The organism is Streptomyces sp. DI166, from assembly GCF_900091315.1.
In the GTDB taxonomy this organism is placed as follows: Bacteria; Actinomycetota; Actinomycetes; order Streptomycetales; family Streptomycetaceae; genus Streptomyces; species Streptomyces fuscus.
In genome coordinates this window covers 1-7182 of the sequence record NZ_FLSP01000184.1, presented here as the reverse complement: position 1 = coordinate 7182, position 7182 = coordinate 1, and the positions used below count along the sequence as shown (strand labels likewise).

The 7182-nt window shown below is 73.2% G+C and carries 8 protein-coding genes; 3 read left to right on the top strand and 5 right to left on the bottom strand.

All coding sequences use genetic code 11. The annotated features are described in order from the left end of the window. The first annotated feature begins 188 nt into the window (after positions 1-188). A complete protein-coding gene (locus GA0115233_RS39245; RefSeq protein WP_093725496.1) occupies positions 189-611 on the top strand; it encodes a SecDF P1 head subdomain-containing protein in 423 nt (140 codons plus the stop codon). Here GA0115233_RS39245 and GA0115233_RS39240 read toward each other — a convergent pair. Further along, positions 608-1555, bottom strand: a complete 948-nt coding sequence (locus GA0115233_RS39240; RefSeq protein ID WP_093725494.1) for a helix-turn-helix domain-containing protein — start codon at positions 1553-1555, stop codon at positions 608-610. The genes GA0115233_RS39245 and GA0115233_RS39240 overlap by 4 nt on opposite strands. 101 nt (positions 1556-1656) lie before the next feature. Here GA0115233_RS39240 and GA0115233_RS39235 point away from each other — a divergent pair, with 101 nt between their 5' ends. Beyond that, positions 1657-2679: a saccharopine dehydrogenase family protein gene (locus tag GA0115233_RS39235; RefSeq protein WP_093725498.1), complete on the top strand. Its 1023-nt coding sequence runs from the start codon at positions 1657-1659 to the stop codon at positions 2677-2679. A gap of 56 nt (positions 2680-2735) precedes the next feature. Here the strand turns inward: GA0115233_RS39235 and GA0115233_RS39230 are convergent, their stop codons facing one another. Then, positions 2736-3095, bottom strand: coding sequence for a hypothetical protein (locus GA0115233_RS39230; RefSeq protein WP_093725492.1), 360 nt, complete (start codon positions 3093-3095; stop codon positions 2736-2738). Between the two features lie 179 nt (positions 3096-3274). Between GA0115233_RS39230 and GA0115233_RS39225 the strand changes: the two genes are divergently transcribed. Further along, positions 3275-3733: a MarR family winged helix-turn-helix transcriptional regulator gene (locus GA0115233_RS39225; RefSeq protein ID WP_093725490.1), complete on the top strand. Its 459-nt coding sequence runs from the start codon at positions 3275-3277 to the stop codon at positions 3731-3733. Positions 3734-3746: 13 nt separating this feature from the next. Here GA0115233_RS39225 and GA0115233_RS39220 read toward each other — a convergent pair whose 3' ends face one another. The 3 genes from GA0115233_RS39220 to GA0115233_RS39210 form a co-directional block, all read right to left on the bottom strand. Then, positions 3747-4607 (bottom strand): fructosamine kinase family protein, encoded by an 861-nt coding sequence (locus tag GA0115233_RS39220; protein WP_093725488.1) that lies wholly within the window; start codon positions 4605-4607, stop codon positions 3747-3749. A gap of 24 nt (positions 4608-4631) precedes the next feature. Next, entirely contained in the window at positions 4632-6305 is a 1674-nt protein-coding gene (locus GA0115233_RS39215; protein ID WP_093725486.1) for a tetratricopeptide repeat protein, read from the bottom strand. Positions 6306-6389: 84 nt separating this feature from the next. Continuing rightward, the coding region (locus GA0115233_RS39210; RefSeq protein ID WP_093725484.1) for an MFS transporter at positions 6390-7182 on the bottom strand (793 nt) is incomplete at its 5' end.

Sequence of the window (7182 nt, the reverse complement as noted above, 5' to 3'; positions counted from 1 at the left end):
GACCCGGACGCGGTCACCGAGCGCACCCCGCGGCGCGGCGCCCCCACCCGGGGTCCTGCCGGGCGCGGTCGCGAGAAGCCCGCGCACGGCTCGTTGGGCCGCGCTGAGCCTGGTCGTCCTCCTCGCGGGCGGCGGTGTCGTCTGGGCCCTCCAGGGCGACGGAGACGGCTCCGGCACCCCCCGATCCGGTGCGGCAGGACCTGCGGCTGGCGCTGGTGGAGGAGAGTCAGGAGGGCACCTGCACGGACGCGTTGGCGCCGCCCACGTTCCAGGCGGCCGACCCCAGGACCTGCTACCGGATCTCCACCCGTGCCGAGGACCGGATGAGCGTCACCCAGCTCAAGCAGGTGGAAGCCACGTATGACGCGAACGTCCCCGCCTGGGTGATCCGGATGACCTTCCGGGACGCCGGCGCCAAGCGGTTCGTGTCCCTCACCGAGCGGGCGGCGCGACGCCAGTCACCGCAGAACCAGATCGCCATCGTCCTGGGCGACCGTCTCATCAGTGCCCCGTCCGTCGCCGCCCCCGTCACCGGCGGCGTGGTGGACCTCAGCGGCGACTTCACCAGGGACGAAGTCGAGGCCCTGGCCAAGGAGTTGGGGGCACCCTAGGCGGGGTGCGCGGCGCGGAAGGTGCGGCGGTAGGTGTCCGGCGGGACACCCAGCGCGCGGTGGAAGTGGCGCCGCAGGGTCGTGGCCGTGCCCATGCCGGTCACCGTCGCGATGGCGTCGATGCCGGCGTCGGTCGATTCCAGCAACTCCTGCGCGCGGCGGATGCGTTGGGTGAGCAGCCACTGGAGCGGGGTGGTGCCGGTGGCGGCGCGGAAGTGGCGGGTCAGCGTGCGGGAGCTGGTGCGGGCCCGGCGGGCCAGGTCCTCGACGGTGAGCGGCTGGTCGAGGCGCTCCATCACCCAGGGCAGCAGCGCGGCGAGAGGGTGGTCGTCGCGGGCGGGCACCGGGGTGGTGACGAACTGGGCCTGGCCGCCCGCCCGGTGCGGCGGCACCACCAGACGGCGGGCGACCGCGTTGGCGACGGCGGAGCCGCGGTCCCGGCGGACCAGGTGCAGGCACAGGTCGAGGGCGGCGGCCTTGCCCGCCGAGGTGAGCACGGTGCCGTTGTCGACGTAGAGCACGTCCGGGTCGACCGTCACCCGCGGGTGGCGCTCGGCCAGGGCGTCGGTGTGGGCCCAGTGCGTGGTGGCGCGCAGGCCGTCCAGCAGGCCCGCCGCGGCCAGCACGAACGCGCCGGTACACAGGGAGGCCACCCGTCCGCCCGCCTCGTGCGCGGCGCGCACCGCGTCGACCAGGTCGGCGGGCGGGGGCACGTCGATGTCCGCCCAGCCGGGCACGATCACCGTGCCGGCCCGCGCGAGCCGGTCCAGCCCGTGATCGGGCTCCACCAGGAAGCGGCCGACCCGCACCGGGCCTGCCCCGCACACGCTCATGTCGTACCAGGGCCCGGGGACCGCGTCGGGCGCGGAACCGAACACCTCCTGGGCGATGGCCAGTTCGAAGTGGAGCATGCCGTCGGTGAGAGCGAACGCCACGGAGTCCATGTCCGTAATTGTACGGGCAGTGTCGTTCCAGACACTCACGCTTGTGTGATCTTCCCGGCCAGGATTGGTCTCACAAGGTCGTTCGAGAGCGGGGAGTGGTCATGGAGCAGGGTCAGCGGGTCGTGGTGTTCGGGGCGTACGGGCACACCGGGCGGTTCGTGGTGGCGGAGCTGCTGGACCGGGGGTACGTGCCGGTACTGTCCGGGCGGGACGCCGACAAACTGCGGGCGTCGGCCGCGCCGGGCCTGGAGACGCGTACGGCGTCCGTCACGGACCCGGCGTCGCTGGACCGCGCGCTGGCCGGTGCGGCGGCCGTGATCAACACGGCGGGGCCGTTCGCGACGACCGCGGGGCCGGTGATCGAGGCCGCGCTGCGCGCCGGGATCCCGTACGTGGACGTGGCGGCGGAGATCGAGGCGAACGCCGACACGTTCACCGACTTCGACGGACGGGCCCGGGCGGCGGGCGTACCGGTCGTGCCCGCGATGGCGTTCTACGGCGGGCTCGGCGACCTGCTGGTCACGGCCGCGATGGACGACTGGACGAGCGCCGACGAGGTGCACGTCGCCTACGGACTGAGCGGCTGGCACCCCACGCCGGGGACGCGGCTCGCGGGCGAGGTCTCCCGGGACCGGCGCGGGGGCCGCCGGGTCCGCTTCACCGGGGGGCGGCTGGAGTACCACGACGACGCGCTGCCGGTCGTGCAGTGGCCCTTCCCCGAGCCGCTGGGGTCCCGGCCGGTGGTCGCGGAGTTCACCATGGCTGACGTGGTCACCGTGCCGAGCCATCTGACGGTGCCCGAGGTGCGTACGTACATGGCGGCCGAGGCCGCCCAGGAACTGTCGTCCGCGGAGACCCCGGCCCCGGCGGCGGCCGACGAGCGGGGCCGGTCCGAACAGACGTTCCTCGTCGAGGCCGTCGTCCGCTCGGCCGGACGGGAGCGCCGGGCGGTGGCCCGGGGCCGTGACATCTACGCGGTCAGCGCGCCCCTCGCCGTGGAGGCGGTGGACCGCCTCCTCACCGGACGCACGAAGGCGAAGGGTGTCGCGTCCGCGGGCGCGGCCTTCGACGCGGCCGACTTCCTGACCACGCTGTCGGCGCACCTCACCGTCGAACTGCCCTAGCTGTTCTGTCTCGGGAGGTTGTGGACCGGTGAGCCGGGCCTCGGGCGGGACACGTCCTAAGGGTGGAACTCTTGCACGACCTCGATGGTGCCGACGATGTGCGCGTTGAACTCGTCGAGCTCCTCCGCGGACACCCACAGCTCCAGGATCGTCTCGCCGCCCGCCCGCTGGACGGGGTAGCGGCGCAGGAAGTCCGACTCGACCTCGAAGCGGGTCACGAAGCCGGCGCCGTTGTGCTTGACGTTCCAGTCGCGGGCGATGCGTACCGCGTAGTCCTCGTTGAGGACGGGGTAGAAGATCGGCTGCTCCGGCAGCCGGGGCGGCCAGGCACGCCACTCCAGCTCGCGGACCAGGTCCAGCTCCTTGGGGCCGGTGGGACGCCAGAGGGTCGTGGTCGCGGGCGGGCGGCTGGTCATCGCGGTTCGCAATCCGTGCGGGGTGCCGGTCGTCGGGGTCGGCCGGACGGGATCTTGACGCTAGCGGGAGCGCATCGGGCACCGCCAGATATTTGCAGAGGAGGTATACTTGCGCACGACGACAATTTCACGGATGGCATATCCTGGGTGCCAGTCACACCGGACGGAGGAGACGGCCCATGACCGCCACAGATCCCGCGCTCACCGCGCTCGCCCAGGGCTGGTGCGCCCTGTCCCTGCTGCACGGGCGGATCGAGGCCCACATCGAGCGTGCCCTCCAGGCCGGACACGACCTGAGCGTGCGGGAGTACTCCCTGCTGGACGTGCTCAGCCGCCAGCACAACGGTGAGGGCGGCCACCTCCAGATGAAGCAGGTCGCCGACGCGGTGGTGCTGAGCCAGAGCGCCACCACCCGCCTGGTGACCCGCCTGGAGGACCGCGGCCTGCTCTCCCGCTACCTGTGCCCCACCGACCGCCGCGGCATCTACACCGATGTCACCGAGGCCGGCCTGAAGCTCCTCGAAGAGGCCCGCCCCACCAACGAGCGCGCCCTGCGCGAGGCCCTCGACGAGGCGGCGCAGAACCCCGAACTGGCCCCGCTGGTCCGGGCCGTGGAAACCCTCCGCGTCCCCGCCTGAGCCGCCCCGCCCCTCAACAGCGGGACGTCGAGCGCGCCGCCGCCAGCGCCTGTTCCGCGTAGCCCCGTCCGAACAGGACGGCGTGGACCAGCAGCGGGAAGAGCTGGTGGACGGGGATCCGGGACTGCCAGCCCTCACCGAGCGGCGCGGCCTCCTGGTACCCGGCCAGTACGCGGTCCAGGTGCGGGCAGCCGAAGAGATGCAGCATGGCCAGGTCGGTCTCCCGGTGCCCGCCGTGCGCGGCCGGGTCGATCAGCCAGGCGTGCCCGTCGTCGCCCCACAGCACATTGCCGTTCCACAGGTCGCCGTGCAGCCGGGCCGGGGGTTCGGGCGGCCCCGCGAGCTCGGGCAGCCGGGCACAGACCCGCTCGAAGACCACGGCCTCGGCGGCGTCCAGCGTGCCGCCGTCGACCGCCGCCCGCACATACGGCAGCACCCGGTGCTCCGCGTACCAGCCCGGCCAGTCGCCGCCCTCCACGTTCCGCATGGGCGCCAGCCCGATGTACGCCTCCACCGGTCCGTCCGGTGGTGGGGAGCCGAAGGCAGGGGCGCCGCAGGCGTGCAGCGCGGCCAGTTCACGGCCGAGCCGGTGCGCCGCCTCCGGGTTCGGGTGACCGGCCCGGATCCGGTCCGTGACCAGCCACTCCTCGTCGCAGCCGTGCACGGCGGGCACCCGGACCGTGCCCGCCGCGCCCAGCCAGCGCAGCCCCGCCGCCTCGGCCCGGGTCGCCCCGGGGCCGCCGTCGCCGCGCTTGACCATCACCACCGTGCCGTCGTCGAGGGTGACTTCGGCGAGCGCGCCGGACAGCCGACGCGCATCGGACACCGCCCTGCCGGTCAGCCGGGCCGCCGCTGACTGAGCTGATTCCCTCATGTCGGCAGCGTAGGCACACGCGCCTCAGTGGCAGCAGTCCCCTTCCTTCCCCGAGGAGGTGTCGAGGCGGCAGAAGCAGGACGACTCGATCGGCACGTCCGCCAACGCGGCGGCGGTGCGCAGCTGTTGGGCGATGATCCCCGCCTCGCTGTCCTTGCCCTGGCGCACAAGGCACTCGTGGAGTCCGTGCAGCGCCCACACGTTGCCGGGGTGCTGGCAGGGCCGCGGCAGGGTGCTGTCCAGGCCGAGGTCGGCCCGGTAGACGGCCTCGGCCTCGGCGACCCGGCCCTGTTCCAGCAGCAGGGCGCCGTAGGCGTGCCGGGTGGGCTGCATCCAGCCCCAGGGTTCGTCGTAGGGGAGGTTGTCGTCGAGGTCGATGGAGCGTTCCAGGCCGGCGAACGCCGCGTCGTAGTTGCCCTTGCGGTACTCCAGTTCGCCCTCCAGCATCGCGTCGGCGATGGCGAGGATGTCGGCGCAGGTGTTGTTGAACAGCATGCGGCTCTCGGGGACCCTGGCGCGGGCCTCCTGGAACAGCCGCTGCTCGGCCTCCGCCTCGGGAACGCGGCCGAGGGCGGAGAGGGCGACGCCGCGGGCGTAGTGGAGCATCGCGGTGGTCATGCGGTACAGGTCCGGGTCGGCCGGCAGGGGCAGTTCGAGGATGTCCGTCCACTTGCCGAAGCGGATCAGGACGTGCACCCGCATGGCGACGAAGGCCTCCAGCCAGTCCGCCATGGGCGGGCTCTCGACCCGCAGCAGGTCCTCCGGGATGGCGGCCTCCAGCTGGTCGGCGGTCTCCAGGGCGACCTGGGACTGGCCGAGGAACATGGCGCCGTAGATCCGGAAGTGGTAGTTGTGCGCCCGGTACAGCGTGTAGAAGTTCATCGGGCCGGACCGCCTGAGGATCTCCTCGTCGGCGCGGATGGCGGCGGTGTTGTCGGAGACGACGCGCCGGTAGTCGCCGCACAGCACCTCCAGGTGCGAGGGCATGTGCTGCAGGTGCCCGGCGGCGGGCACGAGGTCGCGCAGCCGGTCCGCGGCGTTCAGGGCCGCCTCGGGCGTCGGGGACATCTCCATCAGGTGGATGTACATGTGCAGCACGCCCGGGTGCCGCCGCCCGGCGGGCGAGTCCACGACGCGTTCGAGCACGTCCCGGGCCTCGACGGTGCGGGCGCCCTCGGCGGGCTGCCCGGTGCGCAGGTCCCACAGCTGCCAGGGGGTGAGGTTCATCAGCGCGTCGGCGTACAGGGTCGCGATGTCCGGGTCGTCCGGGGCGAGTTCGTAGGCGGCGCGCATGGCGTCGGCGTAGGGGGCGTTCCACACCGAGCAGTCCTCGACCGCCTCGGCCTGCGGGTAGCGGGCGCGCAGGGCGCCGATCAGGGCCTGTTCCACCGGGGTGCAGCCGGCGGCCTTGGCGTGGGCGGCCTCCACGGCCTCATGGGTGCGCTCGACGGTGGTCTGCAGATCCTTCTCGTCGAAGAACTCCCAGGGTTTGTTGTAGTTCGGTCCGAGGGCGTAGGCGATGCCCCAGTGGGCCATGGCGCAGTCGGGGTCGGCTGCCACGGCCTTCTGGAAGCATTCGACGGCCTCCTCGTGATGGAAGGCGTACGTCCAGGTCAGTCCCCGGTCGAACCAGCGCTGCGCGTCCGGGGACGTGGTGGTGACGGTGCGGCCGTGCGGGCCTAGGTCGAAGTACTCCACTGTGGTCTCCTGAGGGTGCCACCGACTCGGAGATCGTCATTCTTCCGGGGCTACCTGGTCTGCCCCGGCTCTCACCATTTTGTCTCACTCGTACGAGGGCAGGGGAGCCCGTTCGGGAACTCGGGCGAGGAGTGCGGCCGCGATGAGCGAGGCCAGGGCGACGAGGGTGGTTCCGCGCATGCCGATGCCGTCGACGAGGGGCCCGGCGAGGGCGGTGCCGAGGGCGCCGACGGCGAAGTAGAGCACCATGTAGGCGCCGCTGAGGCTGCCGGAGTTGGCGGGGTCGATGCCGATCACCAGGCTCTGGTTGGCGGCCTGGGCCACGAAGCAGCCCGCGTCGAACACCGCGAGCCCGACGGCGATGCCCACCACGCTGCCCGGCGCCAGGGCGATCACCAGCACCCCGCACGCCGCGACCGTCACGGCGGCGGTCATCACCGTGCGCGGACCGTGGCGGTCCACCAGACGCCCGGTGCACGGCAGTACGGCGAACCCGAGCACCCCGGCCAGGCCGAACAGTCCGATCGCGGTGGAGTCCAGGGAGTGCGGCGGCCGGGCGAGGTACAGCGCGAGGCCGACCCAGAGCAGGGTGAAGGCGAGGTACCACAGGCCGCCGGTGACGACCGCGCGCCGCAGCCGGGCCACACGCACCGGGAGCCGGGGCAGCGCGGCGAGGGCGCCGCGGTAGGAGTCACGGGCGCCAGGCCGCTCGCGAGGCAGGAGAGCCGCCGCCGTACCGGAGCACAGCAGGGCGACCCCGGCGCAGACGAGCAGCATCGCGCGCCAGCCGACCAGGTCGGTGAGGGCGCCGCCGACGAGCCGGCTGAGCAGGATCCCGGCGGACAGTCCGGTGGCCACCAGCGCGACGGCGGCGCCG

Coding starts and splice junctions, on each gene's coding strand:
- GA0115233_RS39240 (WP_093725494.1), bottom strand. CDS start 1,555: ATGGACTCCGTGGCGTTCGCTCTCACCGACGGCATGCTCCACTTCGAA.
- GA0115233_RS39235 (WP_093725498.1), top strand. CDS start 1,657: ATGGAGCAGGGTCAGCGGGTCGTGGTGTTCGGGGCGTACGGGCACACC.
- GA0115233_RS39230 (WP_093725492.1), bottom strand. CDS start 3,095: ATGACCAGCCGCCCGCCCGCGACCACGACCCTCTGGCGTCCCACCGGC.
- GA0115233_RS39225 (WP_093725490.1), top strand. CDS start 3,275: ATGACCGCCACAGATCCCGCGCTCACCGCGCTCGCCCAGGGCTGGTGC.
- GA0115233_RS39220 (WP_093725488.1), bottom strand. CDS start 4,607: ATGAGGGAATCAGCTCAGTCAGCGGCGGCCCGGCTGACCGGCAGGGCG.